Origin of the sequence: Chachezhania sediminis (genome assembly GCF_009765275.1) — a bacterium.
GTDB lineage: Bacteria > Pseudomonadota > Alphaproteobacteria > Rhodobacterales > Rhodobacteraceae > Chachezhania > Chachezhania sediminis.
In genome coordinates, this window is the sequence record NZ_VOPH01000002.1 from 566,605 (window position 1) to 592,396 (window position 25,792).

32 protein-coding genes are annotated in these 25,792 nt (G+C 66.3%); 17 read left to right on the forward strand and 15 right to left on the reverse strand.

Features of this window, described 5'->3' with window-relative positions; genetic code table 11:
• Nucleotides 1-2 precede the first annotated feature (2 nt).
• From FQK05_RS07585 to FQK05_RS07615, 7 genes are all read right to left on the reverse strand, one after another.
• A complete protein-coding gene (locus tag FQK05_RS07585) occupies nt 3-3,458 on the reverse strand; it encodes a chromosome segregation SMC family protein (protein WP_158965314.1) in 3,456 nt (1,151 codons plus the stop codon).
• Between the two features lie 139 nt (nt 3,459-3,597).
• A complete protein-coding gene (locus FQK05_RS07590; protein WP_158965315.1) occupies nt 3,598-3,948 on the reverse strand; it encodes a hypothetical protein in 351 nt (116 codons plus the stop codon).
• 195 nt (nt 3,949-4,143) lie between these two features.
• Nucleotides 4,144-4,722, reverse strand: a complete 579-nt coding sequence (locus FQK05_RS07595; protein WP_158965316.1) for a F0F1 ATP synthase subunit B — start codon at nt 4,720-4,722, stop codon at nt 4,144-4,146.
• A 4-nt stretch (nt 4,723-4,726) separates the two neighbouring features.
• Nucleotides 4,727-5,296, reverse strand: coding sequence for a F0F1 ATP synthase subunit B' (locus tag FQK05_RS07600; protein ID WP_158965318.1), 570 nt, complete (start codon nt 5,294-5,296; stop codon nt 4,727-4,729).
• 147 nt (nt 5,297-5,443) lie between these two features.
• A complete protein-coding gene (locus FQK05_RS07605) occupies nt 5,444-5,680 on the reverse strand; it encodes a F0F1 ATP synthase subunit C (protein ID WP_158965320.1) in 237 nt (78 codons plus the stop codon).
• A 157-nt stretch (nt 5,681-5,837) separates the two neighbouring features.
• A complete protein-coding gene (locus tag FQK05_RS07610) occupies nt 5,838-6,593 on the reverse strand; it encodes a F0F1 ATP synthase subunit A (RefSeq protein WP_158965322.1) in 756 nt (251 codons plus the stop codon).
• Nucleotides 6,594-6,665: 72 nt separating this feature from the next.
• Nucleotides 6,666-7,034 (reverse strand): AtpZ/AtpI family protein, encoded by a 369-nt coding sequence (locus FQK05_RS07615; protein ID WP_158965324.1) that lies wholly within the window; start codon nt 7,032-7,034, stop codon nt 6,666-6,668.
• Nucleotides 7,035-7,253: 219 nt separating this feature from the next.
• Here FQK05_RS07615 and FQK05_RS07620 point away from each other — a divergent pair, with 219 nt between their 5' ends.
• On the forward strand, nt 7,254-7,601 hold the full coding sequence (locus tag FQK05_RS07620) for an ArsR/SmtB family transcription factor (RefSeq protein ID WP_158966022.1): 348 nt from the start codon (nt 7,254-7,256) through the stop codon (nt 7,599-7,601).
• A gap of 203 nt (nt 7,602-7,804) precedes the next feature.
• Here FQK05_RS07620 and FQK05_RS07625 read toward each other — a convergent pair whose 3' ends face one another.
• The 4 genes from FQK05_RS07625 to FQK05_RS07640 form a co-directional block, all read right to left on the reverse strand.
• Entirely contained in the window at nt 7,805-8,704 is a 900-nt protein-coding gene (locus tag FQK05_RS07625; RefSeq protein ID WP_233270413.1) for a DMT family transporter, read from the reverse strand.
• Nucleotides 8,701-9,579 (reverse strand): LysR family transcriptional regulator, encoded by an 879-nt coding sequence (locus FQK05_RS07630; protein ID WP_158965328.1) that lies wholly within the window; start codon nt 9,577-9,579, stop codon nt 8,701-8,703. The genes FQK05_RS07625 and FQK05_RS07630 overlap by 4 nt, the downstream gene beginning before the upstream one ends.
• A 190-nt stretch (nt 9,580-9,769) precedes the next feature.
• Nucleotides 9,770-10,123: a cupin domain-containing protein gene (locus tag FQK05_RS07635; protein ID WP_158965330.1), complete on the reverse strand. Its 354-nt coding sequence runs from the start codon at nt 10,121-10,123 to the stop codon at nt 9,770-9,772.
• Between the two features lie 33 nt (nt 10,124-10,156).
• On the reverse strand, nt 10,157-10,963 hold the full coding sequence (locus FQK05_RS07640) for a glycosyltransferase family protein (protein WP_158965332.1): 807 nt from the start codon (nt 10,961-10,963) through the stop codon (nt 10,157-10,159).
• A 252-nt stretch (nt 10,964-11,215) separates the two neighbouring features.
• On the opposite strand from FQK05_RS07640, the gene ffh reads away from it, so the two are divergent.
• The 10 genes from ffh to trmD all read left to right on the forward strand — a co-directional run bounded on the left by ffh (nt 11,216) and on the right by trmD (nt 17,325).
• Nucleotides 11,216-12,721, forward strand: a complete 1,506-nt coding sequence (ffh, locus tag FQK05_RS07645; RefSeq protein WP_158965334.1) for a signal recognition particle protein — start codon at nt 11,216-11,218, stop codon at nt 12,719-12,721.
• Nucleotides 12,722-12,791: 70 nt separating this feature from the next.
• A complete protein-coding gene (locus FQK05_RS07650; protein ID WP_158965336.1) occupies nt 12,792-13,307 on the forward strand; it encodes a GNAT family N-acetyltransferase in 516 nt (171 codons plus the stop codon).
• Nucleotides 13,304-13,825: a GNAT family N-acetyltransferase gene (locus tag FQK05_RS07655; protein ID WP_158965338.1), complete on the forward strand. Its 522-nt coding sequence runs from the start codon at nt 13,304-13,306 to the stop codon at nt 13,823-13,825. Before FQK05_RS07650 ends, FQK05_RS07655 begins: the two co-directional genes overlap by 4 nt.
• Nucleotides 13,822-14,364, forward strand: a complete 543-nt coding sequence (locus FQK05_RS07660) for a GNAT family N-acetyltransferase (protein WP_158965340.1) — start codon at nt 13,822-13,824, stop codon at nt 14,362-14,364. The genes FQK05_RS07655 and FQK05_RS07660 overlap by 4 nt, the downstream gene beginning before the upstream one ends.
• Nucleotides 14,361-14,966 carry a GNAT family N-acetyltransferase gene (locus FQK05_RS07665; protein WP_158965342.1) on the forward strand — a complete coding sequence of 202 codons (606 nt, stop codon included), beginning with the start codon at nt 14,361-14,363 and terminating at the stop codon, nt 14,964-14,966. Before FQK05_RS07660 ends, FQK05_RS07665 begins: the two co-directional genes overlap by 4 nt.
• A gap of 16 nt (nt 14,967-14,982) precedes the next feature.
• Nucleotides 14,983-15,279, forward strand: coding sequence for a chorismate mutase (locus FQK05_RS07670; RefSeq protein WP_158965344.1), 297 nt, complete (start codon nt 14,983-14,985; stop codon nt 15,277-15,279).
• Between the two features lie 120 nt (nt 15,280-15,399).
• Entirely contained in the window at nt 15,400-15,786 is a 387-nt protein-coding gene (gene rpsP / locus FQK05_RS07675; protein ID WP_158965346.1) for a 30S ribosomal protein S16, read from the forward strand.
• A gap of 39 nt (nt 15,787-15,825) precedes the next feature.
• Nucleotides 15,826-15,975, forward strand: coding sequence for a hypothetical protein (locus tag FQK05_RS07680; protein ID WP_158965348.1), 150 nt, complete (start codon nt 15,826-15,828; stop codon nt 15,973-15,975).
• Nucleotide 15,976: 1 nt separating this feature from the next.
• Nucleotides 15,977-16,480 carry a ribosome maturation factor RimM gene (rimM, locus tag FQK05_RS07685; protein WP_158965350.1) on the forward strand — a complete coding sequence of 168 codons (504 nt, stop codon included), beginning with the start codon at nt 15,977-15,979 and terminating at the stop codon, nt 16,478-16,480.
• A 14-nt stretch (nt 16,481-16,494) separates the two neighbouring features.
• Nucleotides 16,495-17,325, forward strand: a complete 831-nt coding sequence (trmD, locus tag FQK05_RS07690; protein WP_158965352.1) for a tRNA (guanosine(37)-N1)-methyltransferase TrmD — start codon at nt 16,495-16,497, stop codon at nt 17,323-17,325.
• 4 nt (nt 17,326-17,329) lie between these two features.
• On the opposite strand, the gene FQK05_RS07695 is transcribed toward trmD, so the two are convergent.
• Nucleotides 17,330-17,815, reverse strand: coding sequence for a hypothetical protein (locus FQK05_RS07695; RefSeq protein ID WP_158965354.1), 486 nt, complete (start codon nt 17,813-17,815; stop codon nt 17,330-17,332).
• 204 nt (nt 17,816-18,019) lie between these two features.
• Between FQK05_RS07695 and FQK05_RS07700 the strand changes: the two genes are divergently transcribed.
• The 4 genes from FQK05_RS07700 to FQK05_RS07715 all read left to right on the forward strand — a co-directional run bounded on the left by FQK05_RS07700 (nt 18,020) and on the right by FQK05_RS07715 (nt 20,024).
• Nucleotides 18,020-18,307, forward strand: a complete 288-nt coding sequence (locus tag FQK05_RS07700) for a GNAT family N-acetyltransferase (protein ID WP_158965356.1) — start codon at nt 18,020-18,022, stop codon at nt 18,305-18,307.
• Nucleotides 18,308-18,607: 300 nt separating this feature from the next.
• Nucleotides 18,608-19,000 (forward strand): 50S ribosomal protein L19, encoded by a 393-nt coding sequence (rplS, locus tag FQK05_RS07705; protein WP_158965358.1) that lies wholly within the window; start codon nt 18,608-18,610, stop codon nt 18,998-19,000.
• A gap of 11 nt (nt 19,001-19,011) precedes the next feature.
• A complete protein-coding gene (gene rpmE, locus FQK05_RS07710) occupies nt 19,012-19,233 on the forward strand; it encodes a 50S ribosomal protein L31 (RefSeq protein WP_158965360.1) in 222 nt (73 codons plus the stop codon).
• A 332-nt stretch (nt 19,234-19,565) separates the two neighbouring features.
• Nucleotides 19,566-20,024 (forward strand): GNAT family N-acetyltransferase, encoded by a 459-nt coding sequence (locus FQK05_RS07715; RefSeq protein ID WP_158965362.1) that lies wholly within the window; start codon nt 19,566-19,568, stop codon nt 20,022-20,024.
• Here FQK05_RS07715 and FQK05_RS07720 read toward each other — a convergent pair.
• From FQK05_RS07720 to FQK05_RS07730, 3 genes are all read right to left on the reverse strand, one after another.
• Nucleotides 20,021-20,974 (reverse strand): DMT family transporter, encoded by a 954-nt coding sequence (locus FQK05_RS07720; protein WP_158965363.1) that lies wholly within the window; start codon nt 20,972-20,974, stop codon nt 20,021-20,023. The two genes, FQK05_RS07715 and FQK05_RS07720, sit on opposite strands and share 4 nt — an antisense overlap.
• A 278-nt stretch (nt 20,975-21,252) precedes the next feature.
• Nucleotides 21,253-22,629 (reverse strand): lytic murein transglycosylase, encoded by a 1,377-nt coding sequence (locus FQK05_RS07725; protein WP_233270414.1) that lies wholly within the window; start codon nt 22,627-22,629, stop codon nt 21,253-21,255.
• A gap of 103 nt (nt 22,630-22,732) precedes the next feature.
• A complete protein-coding gene (locus tag FQK05_RS07730; RefSeq protein ID WP_158965365.1) occupies nt 22,733-23,734 on the reverse strand; it encodes an asparaginase in 1,002 nt (333 codons plus the stop codon).
• 171 nt (nt 23,735-23,905) lie between these two features.
• Here FQK05_RS07730 and FQK05_RS07735 point away from each other — a divergent pair, with 171 nt between their 5' ends.
• Nucleotides 23,906-24,469: an invasion associated locus B family protein gene (locus FQK05_RS07735; RefSeq protein WP_407644497.1), complete on the forward strand. Its 564-nt coding sequence runs from the start codon at nt 23,906-23,908 to the stop codon at nt 24,467-24,469.
• A gap of 119 nt (nt 24,470-24,588) precedes the next feature.
• Nucleotides 24,589-25,788 carry a 23S rRNA (adenine(2503)-C(2))-methyltransferase RlmN gene (gene rlmN / locus FQK05_RS07740; RefSeq protein WP_158965367.1) on the forward strand — a complete coding sequence of 400 codons (1,200 nt, stop codon included), beginning with the start codon at nt 24,589-24,591 and terminating at the stop codon, nt 25,786-25,788.
• Nucleotides 25,789-25,792 lie beyond the last annotated feature (4 nt).

The following is a 25,792-nucleotide window of genomic DNA, read 5'->3' on the forward strand; positions in this document are numbered from 1 at the left end:
CCTCAGGCGACCAGCGCCTCGGCCTTCTTCAGATCGACGGAAACCAGCTGCGACACGCCCTGTTCCGCCATCGTCACGCCGAACAGGCGATCCATCCGCGCCATGGTTACCGCGTGGTGGGTGATGATCAGGAAGCGGGTGGCGGTCTGGCGGCACATCTCGTCCAGAAGGTCGCAGAACCGGGTCACGTTGGCATCGTCCAGCGGCGCGTCGACCTCGTCCAGGACGCAGATCGGGGCCGGGTTGGCCAGGAAAACGCCGAAGATCAGCGCCATCGCGGTCAGGGTCTGTTCCCCGCCCGACAGAAGCGACAGCGTCGACAGCTTCTTGCCCGGCGGCTGGCACATGATTTCCAGCCCGGCATCCAGCGGATCGTCGCTTTCGACCATGACCAGGTTCGCCTCGCCCCCACCGAAGAGGTGCTTGAACAGCATCGTGAAGTTCGAATTCACCTGTTCGAAAGCGGTCAGCAGCCGTTCGCGCCCTTCGCGGTTCAGGCCCGCGATCCCGCCGCGCAGGGTGCGGATCGCCTCTTCCAGGTCCAGCTTTTCGGTCCTGAGCGTATCGTGTTCGGTCCGCACCTCGCGCGAGTCCTCCTCGGCCCGCAGGTTTACCGCCCCCAGCGCCTCGCGCTGGCGCTTGTGGCGGCCGATCTCGTTTTCCAGGCTTTCCGCATCGGGGATCCGGTCAGGGCCGATCTCCAGCCCTTCCAGCAGGGCTTCGGGTGTCAGATCCTGTTCCTCGGCAATGCGCTCGGCGGCGGCTGCAACGGTCTCGCGCGCGGCGTCGCGGCGGGCCTCGGCCCGGGCCCGCGCCTCGCGCGCGTCCGAGGACAGTCGTTCCGCATCGCGTTCCGCCTGAACGGCGGTGCGCAGGGCGGCTTCGGCGCCGGCCAGCTTGTCCTTGGCGGCGGCCATCCGGGCCTCGGCATCGCGGATCGCGCCCGACATCTCGTCCCGCTTGGCGGCGATTTCGGCCGGGGCGGCGGCGGCCTCCTTCAGTTCGGCCTGGCTTTCGGTGCGCCGTTCGGTCAGTTCCGCGATCCGCTTGCCGGCGGTCTCGCTCCGATGCCGCCAGCCGCTGATTTCCTTGGTCACTTCCTGCTGACGCTTGGTCCGGGCCTCGCCCTCGCGGCGCAGCTCGTCATGGGTCGACCGGCGGGTCATCATCGTGATCCGGCTGGCATCGACGGCGCGCTTGATCTCCTCGACGCCGGCGCGGGCCTGGTCCAGATCCTCAAGCCCGCGCTGGGCGGTTTCGGCTTCGGTCAGCTGGGCCTTGGCGGCCAGCGCTTCCTCGCGGTGGCGGGCGACGGCCAGGCCCAGCGTCTCCTGCCTGCCGCGGGCCAGGTTCAGATCCGATTCCGCGCGGGACATGGCGCGCGAGGTTTCGGCCACCCTTGTATCCGCGGCGCGGCGGGCGGCGCGGGCGTCCTTGTCGGCCTGGGTCTTTTCGGCCAGATCGCGGTTCAGCGTATCATGTGCCTCGCGCGCGGCGGTGGCGCGGGTTTCGGCGGCTTCCAGGTCGGCACGCATGGCAGTCAGGCGGTTGATCTGTTCCAGCCGCAGGGCGGCCGCGTTGGGCGTATCCTCGGCCCAGGCGCGATAACCGTCCCAGCGCCACAGGTCGCCGTCGCGCGACACCAGCCGCTGGCCTGGCTTCAGCTGGGCCTGAAGTGCCGGGCCCTGGTCTTTCGATACGATACCGACTTGCGCCAACCTGCGGGCCAGGGCGGACGGCGCCTCGACCTGCGGTGCCAAGGGTTCGGTGCCTTTCGGCAGCGGATAGTCCTCGTCATAGCCCGGCAACGTGACCCAGCCGGAGGGGCCTTCGACCTCCACCAGCGGTGCGCGCAGGTCGTCGACCATGGCCGCCCCAAGCGCCTTTTCGAAGCCGGCCGCGACCGAGACCTGATCAAGCACCTGACCCCCGGTGCCGCTGTCGCGAGCCACCAGTTTGGCCAGGGCGCCCACTTCGGCGCGCAGGGCGCTGGCCTCGCCTTCGGCCTCTGACCGGGCGGCGCGGGCGTCGGTTTCGCGCGATTGCGCTTCGGTCCGGGCGGTTTCGGCGCGGGTCAGGGCGGCTTCGGCCTCTTCGGCCTCGCGCACCGCATCGGCTTCGGCCGCGCGGGCGGTGGTGAAAGCCGCATCGGCAGAGGTCGCGGCCTCCTCCGCGGCCCTGACGGCGGCGCGGGCCTTTTCGGCCTCCTGCTCTGCCCGGTTCAGGGCGGTGCGGTTGTCCTGCACAAGACGCTGGGCGGATTGGTGGCGGGCCGACAGGCGGGCCACGTCCTCTGTCACCTGGGACAGGTGGCTTTCGCGGTCCTGCAGGACCGATCCGGCCTCGCGGGCCGCGATCTCTGCATCGGCCAGCGTTTCATTGTGACCGGCGCCAGCCTGTTCCAGCGCCTGGGCTTCCCATTCCAGCTTCTCGATCGTTTCGCCCGCGTCGCGGCTCAGCCCTGTCTCGCGTTCGATGTCCTTGCCCAGTTGATCGATCCGCGCGGTCAGCGTCTCGATGATCTCTCTCGCGCGGGTTTCCTGATCGTCCAGCGTGTCGCGCTGGACCACCAGACGCTGCAGGATTGCGGCGGCGATGGCCTCTTCTTCCCGCAGGGGGGGCAGGGCGTCTTCGGCCGCGGCGCGGGTCTTGACCGACTGGCGCACGGCGGCTTCGGCCTGCGATGCCTCGACCACGCGTTCTTTCAGGGCGGCATCGGCGGCCAGCCGCGCCGTCTCGGCCTCGGTCCAGCGGCGATAGAGCAGCATGCCTTCGGCCCGGCGCAGTTCGATGCCGATCTTGCGATAGCGTTCGGCCTGCTTCACCTGCCGGTCCAGCTGGGTGATCTGCGCCGCAAGCTGTTCCAGCACGTCGTCGACGCGCAGCAGGTTGGTTTCGGCGTTCTTCAGCTTCAGCTCTGCCTCGTGCCGGCGCTGGTAAAGGCCCGAGATTCCGGCGGCCTCTTCCAACACGCGCCGGCGCGCCTTGGGCTTGGCATTGATCAGTTCGGAAATCTGCCCCTGCCGCACCAGCGCAGGGGATTGCGACCCGGTGGAGGCGTCGGCGAACAGCATCTGCACGTCCCGCGCGCGGACGTCCTTGGCATTGGCCTTGTAGGCCGACCCCACGTCGCGGGTGATGCGCCGGATGATTTCCAGGCTGTCGCTGTCGTTGAAGGCGGCAGGCGCCAGCCGTTCGCCGTTGTCGATCTGCAGGACGACCTCGGCAAAGTTCCGGGCCGGCCGGGTCGAGGCGCCGGCAAAGATCACGTCCTCCATCCCGCCGCCACGCATGGCGGTGGGGCGATTTTCGCCCATGACCCAGCGCAGCGCCTCCAGCAGGTTGGACTTGCCACAACCGTTCGGTCCGACGATGCCGGTCAGACCATCGGCGATGATCAGGTCGGTCGGGTCGACGAAGCTTTTAAAGCCCGAAAGGCGGAGGCGGGAAAAGCGCACGGGCGCCGGGTCCTTCTGATTCCTGCGAGGTCCGTACAGTGTGGGGACGTAATTCCCCAAGTCAACGGTGCACGCGCAGGATGTGGCGCGACCCCGGTCCTTTTCCACAAGATATTGACGCCCGGGTGGTCAGAAGTGCCTAGTGACCGGCCAGATCGCAGCGGTAGGGCGCCAGTTTCAGCTGTCCTTCGACCCAGTTGGGCAGGGGCAGACAGCGATAGCTGGCCCGCTGCAGCGGTTCCGGACGGACCAGTTTCGCCATGTCGCGACATTTCAGTCCCGCGGTGGTGATGATCCCGTCGCTGTAAACGTTCCTGACGATGCAGCCACTGACCATTTCCATCGCGACGGCCGCCCGGGCCATGGTGGCCCCCTTGCCCAGCATCAGGTCCTTGTCGACCCGGACTGCCTGTGCCTGTCGGCCGGCCAGCCGCACGTCATAGGTGCTGCCGTTGATCGTCAATTGCTGGACGGTGGCGCCGTCGAACATCTTGCTTGGCACCTCGCACGCTGGAAGCAGCATCAACGGAAGGAGAAGGAGGAAAACCCGTTTCATGCCGTCAGACTTGCGCCACGACGGTTAAGATCGGTTTACCAGCCTGGAACCGAAAACGAAAAAACCCGGCCTTTGGGGCCGGGTTTCGTACGGGGCGCGTGCGCGCCGGCCCCGAAGGTTCGATACAGATCAGTGCAGCTTCTGGTCGACTTCGGCGATGCCGTCCTCGATCAGCTTGCCGGACCGTTCCGGGGTCATCTTGTCCTGGATCACCCGGCCGGCGGCCGCGACCGAAATCGCGATGGCCTGGTCGCGGACTTCCTTCACGGCGGCGGCTTCGGCCGATGCGATCTGGTCTTCCGCGGTCTGCAGGCGACGGGCGATGGATTTCTTCAGCTCTTCCTTGGCCATGTCGGCCGCGGCGGCTGCGTCTTCCTTGGCCGTCTTGACGATCTGGTCGGCCAGGTCCGTCACTTCGGCATGCTTGCGCTCGAACGAAGCCAGCAGCGTCTGGGCTTCTTCCCGCAGGGCGCGGGCCTCGTCGAGCTCGGCCTTGATGGTCTTTGCGCGGTCGTCCAGCAAGTTTCCGACGATTTTCGGCACACCCACGTAAAGGATGATGCCGACGAAGATCAGGAACGCCAGAAGAACGATGAAGTTGGTGTTCGACAGCGAGAAGAACGGGCCGCTGGCGGCAAGGGCCGGACCGGAGGTCACGGCCAGGGCTGCGACGGCGCCAAGGGCGGTGCGAAGGGGCTGGGTGCGCATTCGCTTATCCTTTCATCCGGTCTTCGACGGCCTTGGCGATCACGGCATCGTCTGCCGAGGCACCAAGGGCTGCGACCAGTTCTGCGGCCGTGGCGGTGGCCACCTCGCGGACGCTTTCGACGGCCGAGGCACGGATTTCGGCGATGGCTTTCTCGGACTGCGCGGCGCGTTCCGAAATTTCGGCATCGGCCTGTGCGATGGCCTCGTCCAGGTCGGCCTGAATCTCGGCGCGGGTGTCCGCGGCGATCTTCTGGGCCTCGGCCCGGGCGTCTGCCAGGGCCTGGTTATAGGCCGCATCGGCTTCTGCAGCCTTGGCCTTCAGGTCCTCGGCAGCGGCGAGGTCGTTGGCGATCGTGCCGTGGCGTTCGCTCAGGATGCCTGCGATGCGGGGCAGGGCCACGCGCGACAGGATCAGGTAGAGCGCAATCAGCGCGACGATCAGCCAGAAAATGAGGTTGGGAAAAACGGCGGGGTCGAGTTGCGGCATCCCGGCCGACTCTGCGGCCACGGATGCCATGTCTGCGCCGCCATGTGCGGCATCAAGCGCGGCAGCGCCGTGCGTCTCCGTTGCCATGTCGTCCTCCGATCAGGGTTGCCGGCCCGTGGTCCCGGGAGATCCGGACCCGATGGCCTTCGCTTCAGTGGACGGGGATTGAAGTCCGTCCCACCGGACGGGGCACGCGATGCGCCCCGTCCGGCCGTAAGGATGGGTGTTCGTGTCTTAGACTGCGAACATCAGCAGAAGCGCGACGAGGAACGAGAAGATCCCCAGGGCTTCTGCGAAGGCGATGCCGATGAACAGCGTCGCGGTCTGGCTGGCGGCTGCCGACGGGTTGCGCAGGGCGCCGGCCAGGAAGTTGCCGGCAACGTTGCCGACACCGAGAGCTGCGACGCCTGCGCCGAAGCCTGCGAGGCCTGCACCGATGAACTGGCCGAGTTGTGCGATATCGCCTTCCATGTGTCTGTCTCCTTACGATGGAATTGCTGATTGTCTTACGCGTGGCGGGGAAACCCGCCCTACGGGTGTCGTTCTTGCGGTCGGCGGTGGTCTTGTCCGCCGGACCCGGAAAGCTTGCGCAGTGCGGGGTTCACCCCGCCGCTACCGTCAGGCCACGTCAGTGGCTGGGATGCAGTGCGTCCTTCAGGTAAACGCAGGTCAGGATCGTGAACACATAGGCCTGAATGAAGGCCACCATGACCTCGAGCCCGTAGATCGCGACCACGCCGGCGATGGCGATGGGCGACACGGCGGCCACCTGTGCAAAGCCCGCGAACACCTTGATCACCGCGTGGCCGGCCATCATGTTGCCGCCCAGTCGGACAGAGTGGGTGATCGGACGCACGAAGTAGGAAATCAGTTCGATGATCGCCAGGATCGGGCGCAGCGCCAGCGGGGCGGAGGCGACCCAGAAGAGGCCCAGGAACTTGGTGCCGTTCAGCACGAAACCCAGCACGGTCACGGTCAGGAACACGGCCAGTGCCAGTACGCCGGTCACGGCCACGTGGCTGGTCGGCGTGAAGGCCATCGGGATCAGGCCCAAGAAGTTCGAGATCACGATGAACATGAACAGCGTCATGATGTACGGGAAGTACTTCAGGCCGTCCTTGCCGGTCACGTCTTCGATCATCTTGTGGACGAAGACATAGGCCAGTTCGGCGATCGACTGACCGCGGGTGGGCACCAGTGCGCGGCGCGCGGTCGGCAGCACCAGAAGCGCCACGACGGCCAGGATACCGATTGCCATCCAAAGGGTGGCGTTGGTGGGCGTGTACCAGGAAAACTCGTCGCCGCCAAAGATCGGCTTGACGATGAACTGGTCCATCGGGTGGAAGGAAAGCCCGGACCCTTCGGTATGCGCGTCGGTGGCCATGTCGATCCTAGCTCCGTCCTCTGTCTGGGTCTGCCCTCGTGCCGGGGTTGCCCATGGTCTGTTCCGCTTCGGCTACCCCTTGCGGGGCGCGTCGTCCTCGTCTTTGTCGTCATCGGGCATGTCAACCGCCCCGTCGAGGGAGGCTTCGCTTGCCTGTCTGACCTCTTCGGCGCTGCGCAGCATCGTCTTGATGCCGGCGGCGAAGCCGAAGAAAGTGAACACGATCATGAAGATCGGTTTCGTGCCGAACAGGGCATCAAGCCCGTATCCCATGCCGAAACCGATCCCAAGACCGGCCACCAGTTCCATCACCATGCGCCAGGCGAGTTGGGCCTGGGAATGCATGTCCTGCTGTTTGGGTTCCGGCTCTTGCGCCTTCCGGCGGGCTGCGAGCTTCTCCTCTAGCTGCGCCAGGCGCTGCCGTTGGTCGTCTTCACTCACGTCCGCCGCACTCCCTGCAGGGTCGGGCACTTGCTATGCCGAGAGGGGGTGCGAGTCAATCGCGGTGAATGAATGATTAAGCGTCTGTATCTATTGAGCTAAATTCGAAAACCGGGGGTGAGGCCATTGTGCCGCATCGGTCTGTTACCGCTAGCGGCGGCCGAAAGCATATTTAACCGAATGGTTGACGATACTCGGGCAGCGGCGCTACGCGGGATCATGTCCGATCCGCTCGATATCGTCTTTGCCGCGCTGGCCGACCCGACCCGTCGGGCGATCCTGGCCATGCTGTTGGAAGACGACATGGCCGTGACCGACGTGGCGGAACCGTTCGAGATGTCGCTGGCCGCGATTTCCAAGCACCTGGCGATCCTGACCCGGGCCGGCCTGATCGCGCAGGAAAAGCGGGGTCGGGTCAAGTGGTGCAAGCTGGATCCGTCCGGCATGCGGTCCGCCAGCGTCTGGATGCAGGGCTTCGGCCAGTTCGAGCCGGTGCATCTGGATGCCTTCGAACGGTTCCTGGAGCGGGAACTGAACGAACCCTTCCCTGAAGCGGACACGGACTGAACGATTTCGGTAGATTTCGGCGCTTGCCCTTTCCGGCATCTGCCATGTGACCCGGCATGGCTTTGCCTTGGCGCCAAGGCACGCGGTCCAGGGCACGGGCCGTCATGCCGATACTTCGTTTGCCGTACCCGCGAATCCCGGCTGTGCCGCGGTTTTGCATCCGACCGGGGCTTTATCCTGCCCATCAGGGTGAAGGGGCCGCTTCAGGCGGTGCGCGGCACGGCTTCCTCGTCCCTGAGCAGCATCAGCAGGGCCGCGACGGTCAGGGCGACCCCGATCAGGACGGCGGGCGGCGGCAGGCCGTTGCCCAGGGCCGCCTCCAGCAGGATGACCCAGGACGGCGCCAGATAGGTATAGGCCATGACCTTGGCGGACGGGATCCGCAGCGCCGCGAATTGCAGCAGCACGAAGGTGGCGGCGCTTGCGAAAAGCGCCAGATAGACGACGCCGGCCCAGAACAGCGGCGGCAATTCGGCCCAGTGGATCGCGCGCAGTTGAGGCCAGCCATAGGCCAAAAGGACCACCAGCCCCGCCAGCAGCATCCCGAAGGTGAAGACGACTGGCGGCTCGCCCCGGTTCAGCTTGCGCACCAGCGGAGTATAGATCGCGTGGGCCACGCAACCCAGGAAATAGATCGCCTCGCCCTCGCCGATCTGAAAGGCCATGGCATTGCCCCAGTCGGCGCGAAAGATCACCCACAAGGCCCCCAGCCCACCGATGGCCAGCGCCAGCGCCATCCGCGGCGTCGTCACCTGCCGCAGCATGAAATAGCCCACGAAGGCGGTCACGATGGGTGTCAGGGTAAAGACGGCCGCGGCGCTGACCGCGGGCGTGGTCTTCAGCCCTTCGAACATCAGCACGAAATAAGTGGCGAAGGTGCCGCCCAGCAGCAGATACCGCCAGGGCGCCCGGAAATAGTCGCGCTTCAGCCCGACGGTCGAAACGGCGGCGACGCCGATCACCAGTGACGCGAGCGCAAAGCGCAGGGCATTGATGGCGGCGGGACCCGCATCGTTGGCAATTCGCGACCCCAGCGAGAACGACCCGGCGACCAGAAGCGAAAAGGTCAGCATCGCCAGGTGACCCTGGGCGGAACGTGTCACGTCTGCCACTCCTGCGCGCGGGACTTGAGGAATTTCAGGAAGGTCTGCACCTTGGTCGTGCGGTGCAGGTCGACATGGGTCACCAGCCACAGCGGCGATTCCCATTCCGGCCGCGGCGGCAGCACCTGGATCAGGTCGGCATCCTGGGTCGCGTCCCAGATCGGCAGGAAGCCCATGCCGGCGCCTGCGCGCACGGCATCGCGCATGGAACTGTCGGCATTGGCGCGGAAGGCCAGCTGTTCGTCCGACACCTTGTCCCGCAGCCAGATGCTGAACGGCGCGCGGGTGTCGGGATCGTCGAAATCAACGAAGCGGTGGCCCATGAAGTCCAGTTCGTCCTTCGGCTGGCCGCGCTGGTTGATATAGCAGGTGCTGGCATAAAGCGCGACGCGCTGCCGGATGAAGGGCTGGACCACGTTGTCCGGCTGATCCGGGGCCGATCCCGCACGGATTGCCACATGGGCCTCGCCGTATTCCAGGCGGAACAGGCGCGGGCCGGCCAGGAAGCGGACGGTGACGCGCGGGTTCTCGTTCTGGAAGGCGGCCAGCGTCGGCACCAGAAGCGGGCTGAGTCCGGCCAGCGAGGTCACGACAAGCTCGCCCGCGACGTCGTCGCCATGGCCCTTCAGCCGCGCGGTCAGCTGGCCGAACTGGTCTTCGGTCGCCTGCGCCACGCGCATCAGGTCGGCGCCGGCCTCGGTCGGCGTATAGCCGCGGGCATGGCGGTGGAACAGCCGGATGCCAAGGCGGGCCTCCAGCGCGTCGACATGGCGGATGACGGTAGCATGGTGCACGCCCAGCACCTCGGCCGCGCCGCTGACGGTGCCGATCCGGGCGACCTGGAAGGCCGTGCGCACTTCGTCCCAGTTGTTCATTGGCCTCTCGTCCTCTGTCTTGCGGCCATCCGGAGGCGTCCCATTAAGGGTGCCGGGCCGCATCCGCGCTGGACAGGTTGCCGGACAGAAGTGCCAAGGCCGGGCCGTCGCCGCAAGGGAAATCCCGAAAAACCGGTACTTTCCGATGAACCGCGGTCGGATGAACCGCAGGGCGCGGGGTCCTGCCGGATCAGACGACCCTGCGCGCCGCCGCGGTGGCCGTATTGCCGGTATTCGGCGTACCGGTAGGTTCGATCAGAAGAAGGTGGGTTTCCTGCCGCGCCACGGGCCGGTGTTCGACGCCTTTCGGGATCACGAACATCTCTCCCGGCTCCAGGTGCACGGTACGGTCGCGCATCTCGATATCCAGGGCGCCTTTCAGGACAAGGAAGAAGTCGTCGGTGTCGCGATGGGAATGCCAGGTGAATTCGCCTTCGACCTTCACCACCATCACGTCGTGCCCGTTGAATGTCGTGACGGTCCGCGGCGACCAGCGTTCGTCGAAGGTGGACAGCTTGTCGGCAAGATTGAGGGCGTCGGTCATGGCGGGTCCCCCGTTCCGGACGACCTGCAAGGGTCACAGGCCGCTGTCAAAGCTTTCGTCGACATCGCCGAAGCGGGCGGCGGGATCAATACCGGCCGGCACCGGCCCGGGATGGCCGACATGGGCCTGCCATTCCCGACCCAGCGCCTCGCGCTCCAGCGCCGCGATTTCCTCGACCGTTGTCACCCGCTGGCCGCGTCCCCGCAGGTGCTGCAGCAGCCTGTGGGAATGCAGGATCGTGGGGCGCGCATCCAGCGGCTCCCACGCGTCGAGCATGGGCGTCCGGCGCAGGTTGAATTCGGGCGGCAGGACATAGAAGCGGATGTCGCTGTCCCACAGCAGGTCCTTCAGCGTGATCTGGTCCCGAAGGTGGCCAGCGGCGTCATAGCGGCGTTTCCATTCGGCGAAGAAGGCCGCCGTCTCCTCTCCCCGGCGATAGAGCAGCACGCCCGAATTCAGTTGCGGAAAGGCATAGGGCGTTTCCGCCGCGTGGCCCTGCCGGACCAGCGGCGAGCGGCGGCGGACGTCATGGGCCATGGCCAGCGGGAACCGGTCGGCCACGGAAAACAGGTCGCCCAGGGGGCCCAGCACCAGCACGTCGGCATCCAGGTACAGCGTCCGGTCGAAGCGCGAGCGGGCGAAACAGTCCAGCTTGGCCCGCGGATGGGGCGCGGGGATCGGATGGACCTGGTCGAAGACATGATGCGGAGGCAGGGGACCGTCGGTGAAGATGTCGACCGGAAGACCCGGGTTCGACATGGCCAGGCTGGCCGCCGCCTGGCAGGCCAGGTCGCGGTAGCCGTTCCCCACGGCCACGAAGATCACACCGTCCTGTCCCACCCGACTGCCCTTTCCGTCGCTCCGGCATCCGGGATAATAGGGCGGCCGCCGGGCGCCGCCACTCTTGACAGCACTCCCCTGTCCCCGTATCCGCGCAGCTTATCTCCGGAAGTTTACCCGCTTCCGGTCCCGGCACGATTCGGGATCGCCACCAGTCAGCGCGTTGCGCCCACTGGTGCGTTTGTGCTTTGTGCCGCCGGCCCCTAACTAGGGGACAACCGGAGATACCTGAGTTGAGGAGCGCAGAGCGCCATGTTTGAAAATCTGTCCGACCGCCTGGGTGGCGTTCTCGACCGGCTGACCAAGCAGGGTGCGCTGAGCGAGGACGACGTCAAGACCGCGCTGCGCGAGGTCCGCGTGGCCTTGCTCGAGGCCGACGTCTCGCTGCCGGTGGCGCGCGACTTCGTGAAGAAGGTGCAGGACCAGGCGACCGGCCAGGCGGTGACGAAATCGGTCACGCCGGGCCAGCAGGTCGTCAAGATCGTGCACGATGCGCTGGTCGACACGCTGACCGGGTCCGAAGATCCCGGCGCGCTCAAGATCGACAACCCGCCCGCGCCCATCCTGATGGTGGGCCTGCAGGGCTCGGGCAAGACCACGACCACCGCCAAGCTGGCCCGCCGCCTGAAGGAACGCGAAGGCAAGCGCGTGCTGATGGCCTCGCTCGACACCAACCGTCCCGCGGCGATGGAACAGCTGGCGATCCTGGGCAACCAGATCGGCGTCGACACCCTGCCCATCGTGAAGGGCGAAAACCCGGTCCAGATCGCCAAACGCGCCAAGACGCAGGCGTCCCTGGGCGGCTACGACGTCTACATGCTGGATACCGCCGGCCGTCTGCATATCGACGAAGAGCTGATCCAGCAGGCCGCCGACGTGCGCGATGTCGTTTCGCCGCGCGAAACGCTGCTGGTGGTCGACGGCCTGACCGGCCAGGACGCGGTGAACGTCGCGACCGAATTCGACGACAAGATCGGCGTCTCGGGCGTGGTCCTGACCCGGATGGACGGCGACGGCCGCGGCGGTGCGGCACTGTCGATGCGTGCGGTGACCGGCAAGCCGATCCGTTTCGTGGGTCTGGGCGAGAAGATGGACGCGCTCGAAACGTTCGAGCCGGACCGGATCGCGGGCCGCATCCTCGGCATGGGCGACATCGTGGCCCTGGTCGAGAAGGCGCAGGAAACCATCGAGGCCGAACAGGCCGAAAAGATGATGCGCCGGATGGCCAAGGGCCATTTCTCGATGAACGACCTGAAGATGCAGCTGGAACAGATGCTCAAGATGGGCGGCATGGAAGGCATGATGTCCATGTTGCCGGGCATGGGCAAGATGGCCAAGCAGGTTCAGGACGCGGGCTTTGACGACAAGATCCTGAAGCGCCAGATCGCGCTGATCCAGTCGATGACCAAGAAGGAACGCGCCAATCCGGGCATCCTGCAGGCCAGCCGCAAGAAGCGGATCGCGGCCGGTGCCGGCATGGACGTGGCCGAACTGAACAAGCTTCTGAAGATGCACCGCCAGATGGCGGACACGATGAAGAAGCTGGGCAAGATGAAGGGCGGCGCCATGAAGCAGGCGATGCGCGCGCTGGCCGGCAAGGGCGGTATGCCCGGGCTGGGCGGCGCCGGCGCGCCCGATGCCAAGGCGCTGGAAGCGGCGGCCAAGCAGATGTCGGGCAAGATGCCCGGCGGTCTTTCCGGTCTGGGCGGAGGCATGGGCCTGCCTTCGGGCCTGTCGGGGTTCGGCAAGAAGAAATGACCCTGTCTTCTTCTCTTTCCAAATACTCCAATACGACGCGGACCCGTTTCCGCGGGCGGAGGGTCCTGGCATGACTGCAGCCTCGCTGACGACAGACCGCCTGATCCTGTCCCCGCCGGGCGCGGAAGACGTGGATGCAATGCTGGCCTTCTTCGCCGCGCCGCGATCCGAGTTCTATGGCGGGCCCCTGAGCGCGGGCGCGGCATGGGAGAAATTCGCGGCCTATGTCGGCCAGTGGACGCTGACGGGCTATGGTCTCTTCGCCATCCGGCTGAAGGGCGGCGGCGAAACCATCGGGCTGGCCGGCCCGTTCCATCCGTCGCATTTCCCCGAGCCGGAGATGTGCTGGCTTCTTGCCTCGGACGAGCATGAGGGCCGGGGCTATGCCAGCGAGGCCTGCCGCGCGATCCTGGAATACCTGTTCACCGATCTGGGCTGGACCACCGCCGTCAGCTATATCGACATGGCGAATGTCCCGTCCCGTGCGCTGGCCCTGCGTCTGGGCGCGCGGCTGGATCCCGATGCGCCGGCGATGATCCCGAACTGCCAGACCTATCGTCACTCGGCACCGGAGGGGGCGGCATGACCTTCGCTGTCCAGATCCCGACCATCGAGACCGAGCGGCTGATCCTGCGCGGGCCGAAACTGGCGGATTTCGAACATTGGGCGGATTTCTTCGCCTCACCCCGCTCGGAGTTCGAACGTGGCCTGCAGAGCCGTGACCAGGCCTGGCGGATCTGGGCCTCGGACGTGGCGATCTGGTCGCTTCGGGGCTATGGCCCCTTCGGCGTCGACGACCGCGAAACCGGCGCGTATCTGGGCGAGGTGGGCATCTATGAACCCGACGGCTATCCCGGGCCGGAGTTGGGCTGGTTCGTCGTGCCCGACGCCGAAGGCCGGGGCATCGCTGCGGAAGCCGCGCGCGCCGTGCTGACCTGGTCGCGGCAAAGCTTCGGCTGGGACCGGCTGATCAACATCATCGACCCGCGGAACGCCCGCTCCATCGCCCTTGGCCAACGGATCGGCGGCGTGATCGACCCGGATGCGGAAGGTGAAGATCCCGGCGACGTGGTCATTGTGCACGACCTGAGGGCGCTTGCATGACCGTCACGCTCGCAAATACGCCGGTGATCGAAACGGAACGCCTGATCCTGCGCGCGCCGAAGGGCAGCGATGCCGAAGCGTCGGTCGCCTTCTTCGGCACCGACCGGTCGCGCTATATGGGCGGTCCTCAGACCCGGGCCCAGGCCTGGCGCAGCTTTGCCGGCGTGATCGGCCACTGGGTGGTCCGGGGCTGGGGCCTGTTCGTCGTCTGCGAAAAGGGATCCGACACGCCCCTGGGCGCTGTCGGCCCGTGGATGCCGGAAGGCTGGACCGACCGCGAGATCGGCTGGTCGATGTGGGACCCCTCGGTCGAGGGCAAGGGCTATGCGTTCGAGGCCGCGCAGGCGGCCCGGGCCTATGCATATGGCACCTTGGGCTGGACCACGGCGATCAGCTATATCGACCCGGAAAACGCCCGTTCCATCGCGCTGGCGAAACGGATGGGCTGCACGCTGGACGACGACCTTCCGCTGCCGGACCTGCCCGACTGGGACGGCACGCTGGTCTTCCGCCATCCGGGACCGGACGCGCTGGCATGACCGAACTGGCGATCCCCGTCCTGGAAACCGAACGGCTGATCCTGCGCGGGCCAGAGCCCGAGGATTACCCGGATTTCAAGGCCACCTTCACGTCCTACCGGGCGCGGTTCATGGGCGGGCCGCTGAATGCCTACGAATCCTGGATGCTCTACGCGGCCGAGATCGGCCACTGGGCGATCCGTGGCTTCGGCATGTGGATGATCCGCGACCGGGTGACCGACCAGACCTATGGCATGGCCGGCGGCTGGAAGCCCGCGAAATGGCCCGAGGCGGAAATCGCCTGGGTGATCTGGCCGGGTGCCGAAGGCCGCGGCATCGCGCTGGAAGCGACCAATGCGGCGCGCCGGTATTTCTACCGCGAATGCGGCTGGGAGGGGGCGGTCAGCTATATCGACCCCAAGAACCTGGCCTCGATCCGACTGGCGGAACGGCTGGGCGCGAAGCTCGACAAGGCGGCGGCCGGCATCGATGGCAGCGACGCGGTCTATCGCCATCCGGGCCCTGCGGCTCTGGACGGGACCCAGCTGGCGCATGGCATCGAAATGGAAATCCGGCACTATGCCGATCCGCTGTTCAGACCGAAAGGATGGGCACTTGACTGAGGGGGAGAGTCTGACGATGACCGACGACACCGCGCGCGCGGCCGCGATCCTGAAGGAACACCGCGAAAGCATCGACCGGCTGGACGCGATTCTGGTTTACACGCTGGGCGAACGCTTCAAGCACACCCAGGCGGTGGGCCGGCTGAAAGCGGCGCACGACCTGCCGCCCAGCGACCCGAAACGCGAGGAGGTCCAGATCGCCCGGCTGGAAGAACTGGCCCTGGCCGCGGACCTCGACCCCGAATTCGCCAAGGCTTTCCTGAATTTCATCATCCAGGAAGTCATCCGGCACCACAAGAAACACCAGGCGTGACGGCGGGCTAACCCCCGCCGCGCCGACACCAACCACCGGGCGGACCCGCCCGCCCGACAGAAGTTCAAGACACCGGCCGGGGGGAACCCCGCCGACCAAGCCATTCGAAGGAGAAACACAATGGCAATGAAGATCCGGCTCGCCCGCGGCGGCTCGAAAAAGCGTCCCTTCTACCGTATCGTTGCAGCCGACAGCCGCATGGCACGCGACGGCCGCTTCATCGAGAAGCTGGGCACCTACAACCCGCTGCTGCCGAAAGACAGCGAAGAGCGCGTTAAGATGGACGTCGAGCGCATCCAGTACTGGATGTCGAAAGGCGCCCAGCCGACCGACCGTGTCGCCCGCTTCCTGGAAGCCGCCGGCGTGATCGCCAAGACCGAGCGTTCGAACCCCAAGAAGGCCGAGCCGGGCAAGAAAGCCCAGGAACGCGCTGAAGAGAAAGCCGCCAAGGCAGCCGCCGCAGCCGAAGCCGCTGCCGCTCCGGCCGAAGAAGCCGCAGCCGAGTAAGGCCCGGCCTTCTAGCCCGGTAGCCAGAACGGCGCCCCTATGGTCCGTCTCGTCTTTCTTGCCTTCATCTTCGGGGCCGGCTTCTATGCCGGCATGAAGCTGGAGCGCGGGCGGGTCGAGCAGAATTGCTCGGCCGCCGGCGGTATGCTGACGGTGCAGGGATACTGCGACCTGTCGGAAGGGGTCTGAGATGACGGAACTGGTCTGTGTGGGCGCCGTGGCCGGCGCCTATGGCGTCAGGGGAGAGGTGCGGCTGAAAAGCTTCTGCGCCGAGCCCGAGGCCATCGCCGACTATGCACCCCTTCAGACCGAGGATGGCGCCCACAGCTATTCCGTCGTGCTGACCGGGCAGATGAAGAACGGCTTCACCGCCCATCTGGGCGGTGTGGCCACGAAGGAACAGGCCGACGCGCTGAAGGGGCTACGCCTCTATGCCCCGCGCGATCGCCTGCCGGCACTGGAAGACGACGAATTCTACCATGCCGACCTGATCGGTCTGGAAGTCGTCGATACCGGCGGCACCGTCCTGGGCCGCGTGAAGGCGGTGATGAACCACGGCGCGGACGACCTGTTGGAAGTCTACGGGCCGGGGATGAAGGCCACGGTCCTCATCCCCTTCACCCGCACCGTCGTCCCGACAGTCGACCTGACCCTGGGCCGGATCGTTGCCGATCCGCCCGAAGGGCTGTTCTGAATGCAAAGAGCCTGATGCCCGATTCCGACGATATCCCGGCCCGCCCCGTCCAGGCGCCGGCACGATCCCATGGCCGCAAGTCGATCAGCGCCTCGGTCCGTCCGCGCGACCTGATGGCGACGCCGGACCTTGTCGGTGTCTGGAAGGCCAAGGTCATCACCCTGTTCCCCCACGCCTTTCCGGGCGTGCTGGGGGAAAGCCTGACCGGCAAGGCGCTGCAGATGGGTTTGTGGCAACTGCAGACATTCGACCTGCGCCAGTACGGCGTGGGCAAGCACCGCAATGTCGACGACACGCCTGCGGGCGGTGGCGCCGGCATGGTGCTGCGCGCGGACGTTCTGGGCCATGCCATCGCCGATGCGATGGCCGGGACGCCGCAGGGCTGGCCGCTGATTTACCTGTCCCCCCGCGGCCGGCCGATGACCCAGAACCTGATGCGCGGCCTGGCCGCCGCACCCGGTGTCACACTGCTCTGCGGTCGGTTCGAAGGGGTGGACCAGCGCGTGCTGGACCATTTCGGCATTGCCGAGGTCAGCCTTGGCGATTTCGTCATGACCGGCGGAGAGATTGCCGCCCAGGCCCTGATCGACGCGACCGTGCGGCTGATTCCGGGCGTGCTGGGCAACGAAAGCTCGACCGAGGAAGAAAGCTTTTCGGCCGGGCTGCTGGAACATCCCCAGTACACCCGTCCGGCGGAATGGCAGGGGCTGGAGATCCCGGAGGTGCTGATGTCCGGCCATCACGGCCGCATCGCGGACTGGCGCAAGGCGCAATCGGAAGAGATCACCCGGCAACGCCGACCCGACCTTTGGGAGGCCTGGCGGCGTGCCAAGGGCGAAAGCTGACGTGTCAGCAGCCGTGCCCGGACCGGTCGAAGCGGAATTCCTTCGGCGCGGAACAGGCTTCGCGCGTGTAGGGTACCTGGCCCGTCGACAGTTTGTAGGGATCGCCCGGCAAGCGGGCGACGATGCCGCTGCGCGCCAGTTTCAGTGAATTGCACTGGAAATCCCGGCCAAGCTCGGTGTCCGATCCTTGCGGATGACGCCAGCAGATCATGTCCATGGAACCGCTGCGGCCCAGGCGCCATTCCTCGGCGATGCCTTCGGCAATGCCGGGATACCACAGCCAGGCCTCGCCATTGGGCGCGATATAGTTCACCTGATAGCCGATCCCGTCCCGGTACGTCAGATAGGTAGTTCCGGGTTCGGGATAGCTTTGCGCACTGCTCATGCGGGACGGACTGTCCGTCCCGATATCGGTCGCGGCGGTCGTGTCGGTGGCACAGATGGCCAGGCCCAGGATCGAGCCGGCCAGAAGCAGGCAGTTCTTAAGCAATTTTCGCTCCTCGTTAAGAATTTGCCAATGGTTTCGGCGTTGGCAGGTGAAGTCAACGCAGGTCGGACCGGGCGGCACGTTGCTGCCGTGAAAGCCCTTGCATGCAGGATCCCGATGGCCAATCTGGCAGCAGGGCCGATCTGGTACGGGGGACCCGGCCCGCATGCCCAAGCCGACTGCCGACCCCCTGACGGAGTGTCCCAAATGACCGATATCGAGATCACTCGCGAGGAAAACGAAACCCGCGGCCGCTTCGTGACGATCGTCGAAGGGCAGGAGGCGGAGCTGACCTTTTCCAAGACCAACCCGACCCTGATCATCGCCGACCATACCGGGGTGCCGGAGGACCTGGGCGGACGCGGCATCGCCAGGAAGCTGGTCGAGGCGCTGGTAGCCGATGCCCGCGAAAAGGGGTACAAGGTGATCCCGCTTTGTCCTTACGTGAAGGCGCAGTACCAGCGGCATCCGGAATGGGCGGACGTGTTCGCGTAAGGCCCTCGCCCGGCGGGGCCGCAAGGCCCTGCAAGCCCTTTGGACAAAGGGCTTGATCCGCCTTCCGACTCCTCCTATACCGCCGGCGTTCGGGTCCTTTCGGGGTCACCGGACCGGGTGCCTTTTGTCCATCCCCCGGCCTTCTTCCGCTAGGGGTCCGCAAGGGGCCGGACGATCAAGAAACGTGACCTGAAACCTCCTGCGGGCGTCCCGATCCATCGGGCCGGACCCGGACGAAGACCGGAGCTCTGAGGCACAGCACCTTCCCGGAATAACCGGGGGCAGAAAAGGAGTAGGTCAATGGACCTGATCGCACAGCTGGAGGCGGAACAGATCGCTTCCCTCGGGAAAGAGATTCCCGACTTCAAGGCCGGCGACACCGTGCGTGTCGGCTTCAAGGTGACGGAAGGCACGCGGACCCGTGTGCAGATGTACGAAGGCGTCTGCATCAGCCGCAAGAACGGCAAGGGCATCGCCGGTTCGTTCACCGTCCGCAAGATTTCCTTCGGTGAAGGCGTGGAACGTATGTTCCCGCTGTATTCGACCAACATCGATTCGATCACCGTCGTTCGTCGCGGCAAGGTGCGTCGCGCCAAGCTGTATTACCTGCGTTCGCGCCGCGGCAAGTCGGCCCGGATCGCAGAGGTCTCCAACTACAAGCCGAAGGCCGATGCGGCCGGGGCCCAGGCATAAGGACGCGCGCGATGAAAAAGGATACGCATCCCGATTATCACATGATCGACGTCAAGCTGACCGACGGCACGATCTACAAGATGAAATCGACCTGGGGCAAGGAAGGCGACACCATGACGCTCGACATCGACCCCACCGTGCACCCGGCCTGGACCGGTGGCGGCGCGCGCCTGACCGACTCGGGCGGCCGTGTGTCGAAGTTCAAGAAGAAATACGAAGGGCTCGGTTTCTGAGCATTCGCGGTTCCGGCGTGGCAAAAGCTGCGCCGGTCCGACCGTGTCGGTCAGAATGGCCGGACCTGGCGCGCAGAACGCGCTGACTTCCACGATCCATATCCTATGGTCCGCCCGGCCGATTCTTCGGTTGCGCAGGTACTGCAGGACAGGCTTTGCGTGGGAGAGCCCGCAATTAGGCTTCGGCCGACCTCTCACGCAGCCGGGACGCTGCAGGCGACTGCAGCGTCCCGGATCTGCGCATTTTTCGAAGAACGACATCATGAAACCCGGACGCGCTGCCGCGCGCCCGGGTTTCGCGCATTTGTCAGCCGTCGCGGAGGAGTTGCCCCATGCTGATCCGAACCCCCACGCTTGACGAATTGCCGGCCCTGACGGCGCTGTGCCGCCGGTCCAAGGGGTACTGGGGCTACGACGAGGCCTTTCTGGACGCTTGCAGGGACGAACTGGCGCTGCGCCCCGAGGATTTCGACCACGATTTCGCCCTGGCCGAGGTGGACGGGGTGCTGGCCGGCCTGGCATTGGTCGAGACGAAGGGGGACGAGGCAGAGCTTCTGTCGCTGTTCGTCGACCCTTCCTTCATCGGGAAAGGCGTGGGCGCGCGTCTGCTGCGCTGGGGCATCGATGTCGCGCGGGCGGCAGGGGCGGCGCGGATGATGATCCAGGCGGATCCCAACGCCGTGCCCTTCTATGTGGCGAAAGGGGCGGTGCAGGTGGGCGAGGTGCCGTCGGGCGCGATGCCTGGCCGCTCGCTGCCATTGATGCAGCTGGGCCTGGCCCAGGAGGCCTAGGCCTGGGCCTGCACCCGACGGCGGTCCAGCGCGCCCAGGCCCACGGTCAGGCCAAGGCTGGCCAGCAGCGCGCCCAGGGCTTCGGTGGTGGTCGGGAATTCTCCGGTCACGGGGATGCCCACGGCCAGCGTGGCGGCGGGGACGATGCCCGGGAACAGGGCCGCACGGGCAGTGCCCAGGTCGGTTACGGCACGGGTGAAGGCGGCGATGGCGATGATCCCGGCGCCCAATCCCTGAAACAGGGCCTGACCCGCGATGGCGTGCCAGGGCAGGGCGGCCAGCCGGTCGAAGGTGCCCAGCATCAGGAAACCGGGAAGAACGATGGCAGCCGACAGGACGGCGACGATAGAGGCCGCGGCCATCGATCCGATCTTCCATTGCCGCACGGCCACGGTGAAGCCCACCCAGCACAGGCCCGCACCCACGAAGATCAGGTCGCCGATCCAGGCATCCGGCATCGCTTCGGCCATCATCAGCGACCGCGAGGCGATCAGCGCCACGCCGGAGACGACCAACAGGGTGCCGATGGTGCGGGAAGACGTCATGCGTTCACCCAGGAACAGCCATCCGACCAGAAGGCCGCCAAGGGACGCGGTGGAGGGCTGGATGACGGCGCCATGGGACAGCGGCGTGAACATGTAGCCAGCCGCGCCGAGGAAGACGAAGCCGACCCCGGCACACAGCGTCAGGGCGATGCCCCGCGGCCAGCCGACGCCGGCCAGGTCGCCGATCCCGGCGCGCAGCAGCCAGGGCAGCAGGACCAGACCCGACACGCCGAAGCGGATGACAAGGATATCGGCAGGCGACAGGCCCATCTGGATGCCCTGCCGGGAATAGGCCATCGACCCGGCCCACAGCAGCACCGCCAACAGACCGAACAGGACCCCGCGCATCATGCGCACCGGCGCCTCGGCCGGGGCGCTTTGCAGGATCGGGGTGGTATCGGTCATGGAAAGGGATCTCTGGTCGCTGGGTCCGGGTACCAGAAAGGCCGGGTGCCGCCGCGACAACGCTGACGTTACGGCACGGATTTTGTTGTCTGTGGCGGTGGGGGGGGAGGTCGGTGCCGGTTGGGCGCCCACCCGGCAGCAGGCCGGGTAGGGGCCGACCCGCCCCCCAGCCGACGGAACAGGGGGCGGCCGCTTTGCGACCACCCCGCCGGACGGCCGCTACCCTAATAGCTTTAAGGTCAGACGTCCCGCCGGATTGCTTGGGGAGAATTAGGAACCTAGCGCAGCCGTTGCAGCACCGCCATCGACGGGAACCCGTCCGGAACCATCCCGGCGGCCTGCTGATAGGCGCGCACCGCGCTGACGGTCTTCGGACCGATCCGGCCGTCGATCCCCAAAGTGTCGAAGCCGCGGGCGGTCAGAAGGGCCTGCATCTCCTTCCGTTCCGACAGCGACAAGGTGCGGTCGCCGGTCGGCCAGCCATGCTGGATCGCGGGCCCGCCCTTGATCCGGTCGGACAGGTGCCCCACCCCGATCACATAGGCATCGGCAGAGTTGTAGCGTTCGATCACCGCGAAATTGTCGAAGATCATGAAGGCCGCGCCGCCCCCGCCTGCCGGCAGCAGAATCGAGGCCGCACTGTAATTCGGAATCGACCGGCCGTTGTAGCCCGCCACGCCCAGCCGCGCCCATTCGGACGGCGTTTTCTTCACCTTGCGGTCGGCCTGGGTGTAGTCGAAGCCGCGGGGCAGCTTCACCTCGACCCCCCAGGGCTGACCCTTGGTCCAGCCGTGCCGCTTCAGGTAGGCGGCGGTCGAGGCGAGCGCGTCCGCGGGATCTTCGCCCCAGATATCGCGCCGGCCGTCGCCGGTATAGTCGACGGCATATTCCAGGAACGAGGTCGGCATGAACTGGGTATGGCCCATCGCGCCTGCCCAGCTGCCCTTCATGCTGGCGGGCACCGTGTCGCCGGCCTGCAGGATCTGAAGCGCCGCGATCAGCTCGCCCTCGAAGAAGGACGACCGGCGGCCTTCAAAGGCCAGCGTGGCCAGCGAATCGATCACGCTGTTACGGCCGCGATAACCGCCATAGTTGGTTTCCATCCCCCAGATCGCCAGGACGACTTCCTTGTCGACGCCATAGCGGCTTTCGACTCCGGCCAGAGTGCGCGACTGGGCGGCCAGCGCGGCCTTGCCATTGGTGATGCGGGAATCGGATACCGCGCCGTCCAGGTATTCCCAGATCGGCTTGCTGAACTCGGCCTGGCTGCTGTCCAGCCGGATCACGTTCGGGTCGAACTGGACGTTCCGGAACGCGGAATCCAGTGTGGCGGGGCGGATGCCCTGTGCCTCGGCCCGGGGACGGAAGGCGCGGATCCAGGCGTGGAAGCGCGCGTTTTCGTCCGCGGTGTCGGACAGGCTGGCCACGACATTGGCCGCCTCTGGCCGGGTCGCGGGCCGCGCGATGGGGCGCGGCGACTGGTTCACCGCCAGCGACGCCATGCGGACGCTGGGGGCAGAGGTCGCGGCGCGGCCGACGGCAATGCTGTCGGGGCGGGTTTTCGGGCGCAGGTCCGTGGTGCCAGCCGTTCCGGCCATTGAAATTGCCGGAAGGAACAGCACCACAGCGCCCGCAAGGGCGTTGTGACGAAACATGTGGAATCCGATTTTACTGCTCTGGTTTTTTCAGCAGTCTACCGCGAATCCCCGACCCGACAAAGCCCCAACGTGAGGGTGCCCGGCCCTGTGGCCGGATCGCTTACAGCGACAGCCCGGACGCCGGCGCGATGCGCGCCGCCGGGATCCCGCGTCGGTTCAGTTGCGGCGGGCACATCAGCGATTGTGCCACCGGGTCTTCCGCCGCGATCAGGCCCAGTTCGACCAGGATCGTGGCAAGCGCGGCCTCGGACGCGCGGGTGGCGCCATCGGTGATCTTCAGCGCAATGCCCAGCCGGCGTTCCGGCACGATGGCGATGAAGACGCCTTCGGCCCCGGTCTTGACCGCGACCTTGCCGCCCATGGCCCGCATCAGCCGGGTGCAGGCGCGTTCCTCGCCCGCGACCAGTTCCGGGTGGGTCACCATCGCCGCGACCAGGCGGGCGGCGGCGTTGCTCTGGCTGTCGTTGCGGTCGGTCGCCGTAGCGAACCAGGACATGGCGCGGGCCAGTCCGTGCAGCGTTGTCTGGAAGTTCGGGGCGGAACAGCCGTCGATGCCGAAGCCCGGGCTTTCCATGTCGGTCGCGTCCTCGAACGCCGCGCGCACGGCCAGCTGGACCGCGTGGTCGGGTTCGACATAGTCGGGGCCCGCGCCCAGGTGCTTGTTCAGCGTCAGAAAGCCCGCATGCTTGCCGGAACAGTTGTTGTGGATCTGGCAGGGGCTTTCGTTGGCGCGGATCATCGCCTCCATCGCGGGACGGTCCGTCGGTTCCTGCGGGCCGCAGCGCAGGTCGTCGTCGGTCAGGCCCAGGTCGGCCAGCCACGAGGCGACGCGCGTCGTGTGAATCGCCGCCCCCGAGTGCGAGGCGCAGGACAGTGCCAGCTGTTCGGTGGTCAGCCCATGGGCATCCGCTGCACCGGAAGTAATAAGCGGCAGCGCCTGGATCATCTTGCACGAGCTTCGGGGGTAGATCAGCGCCTGCGGGTCGCCCCAGCTGTGCAGGATTTCGCCACCGGCGTCACAGACTACCGCATGCCCGAAATGCAAGCTTTCCAAGAGGTCCGCACGCCACAGCTCCACCATCGGCACCGCATCTTGCGTCATTGAACCCTCCTGTCGGGTTGGAAAATTTTCGGCAACGGCCTTTCGCAATGCGGGATAATTACGCTAGTGTACGCGCGTCAGCAAGCGAGGCACCGGGACAGGTGCCCAGTGAGGCAACCGGCAGCCAAAGCCGGACGAGTAGGCTTGACGGAGAGGCGCAGGAATATGGCGGTGCAGTTTCTGGTAACGGGCACGAACGAACGGCGTTGGGGTTTGAAGGCAGTCATTGCCGCTGTGGGTCTGGCGGGCGCATTGGCGCAACCGGCCGTGGCCCAGTCCACGACCGACAACCGGGTGGCTGCCGAGACCGACTGGAGCGTCTTCGTCGAGGACAATCCCAAGGAATGCTGGAGTGCGTCCGCGCCCAAGGAAACCGTGAACACACGCGATGGCCGCGTGGTGCCGGTGCGGCGCGGTGACATCCTGCTGATGGTCTTCTTCCGGCCCGATGCCGGGGTGAAGGGCCAGGTGACCTTTACCGGCGGCTATCCCTTTGCCCGCGGGTCGAACGTGTCGCTTCAGATCGGCGATTCCACCTTCAATCTTTTCACCGATGGCGAATGGGCCTGGCCGACTTCGGAAGGCGAGGACGCCAAGATCGTCGCCGCCATGAAGGCCGGCGCGACGGCCGTCCTGACCGCGCGGTCGACCCGCGGCACCCAGACCAAGGACACGTTCTCGCTGTCCGGGTTCACGGCAGCCACGGAAGACGCACAGAAACGCTGCGGCGGCTGACGGGACTTCGGGCGCATCGCCGGACGAATAGGGTTTTGCAGACGGGCTTCCTTCCTATATAGGAGCCCATCCCCCGCCCCTGTCCGCATTCCATGCCCGCAAACCCGAGTATTCGCCCCATGTCCGCCCCCCAGCCGATCGCCCCCATCACCCAGGATGTCCTGACCGTTCCCCGGAAACTGCCCGAGGGGCCGGTGAACCTTGTCGGCCTGACCCGGGCGGCCATGCTGGACGCGCTGATTGCCGCCGGTACGCCGGAAAAGCAGGCGAAGATGCGGGTGAACCAGGTCTGGCAGTGGATCTATCAGTGGGGCGTGCGCGACTTTTCGGCGATGACGAACCTGGCCAAGCCCTATCGCGCGCTTCTGGCCGAGAACTTCACGGTGGCCATCCCCGAGATGGTATCCAAGCAGGTGTCCACCGACGGCACCCGCAAGTACCTGGCCCGCATCGCCGGCGGGCACGAGGTCGAGGTGGTCTATATTCCCGAGGAAGACCGCGGCACGCTCTGCGTCTCGTCCCAGGTGGGCTGCACGCTGACCTGTTCCTTCTGCCATACCGGCACGCAGAAGCTGGTCCGGAACCTGACGGCCGGGGAAATCGTGGGCCAGATCATGATGGTCCGCGACGACCTGAACGAATGGCCGACCCCCGGCGCGCCCAAGGATGAAACGCGCCTTCTGTCCAACATCGTGCTGATGGGGATGGGCGAACCGCTGTACAATTTCGACAATGTCCGCGACGCGATGAAGATCGCGATGGACCCGGAAGGGATCCAGCTGTCGCGGCGCCGGATCACCCTGTCGACCTCGGGCGTGGTGCCCGAGATTGCGCGCGCGGCGGAAGAAATCGGCTGTCTGTTGGCCGTGTCCTTTCACGCGACGACGAACGAGACACGGGACAAGCTGGTCCCGATCAACAAGCGCTGGAACATCGAGACGCTGCTGAACGCACTGCGGGAATATCCGAAACTGTCGAATTCGGAACGGATCACCTTCGAATACGTGATGCTGAAGGATGTGAACGACAGTGACGAGGATGCGCGGCGGCTGGTGCATCTGATCCAGGGCATCCCGGCCAAGATCAACCTGATCCCGTTCAACGAATGGCCCGGCGCGCCTTACAAGCGGTCGTCGAACAACCGCATCCGGGCCTTCGCCGACATCATCTACAAGGCAGGCTATGCCAGCCCGATCCGGACGCCCCGTGGCGAAGACATCATGGCCGCGTGCGGCCAGCTGAAGTCCGCCACCGAACGCGCCCGGAAATCGAAGGCCCAGATCGAAGCCGAAGCCGGCCTCGGGGGTTCGGGCAACTGACGGT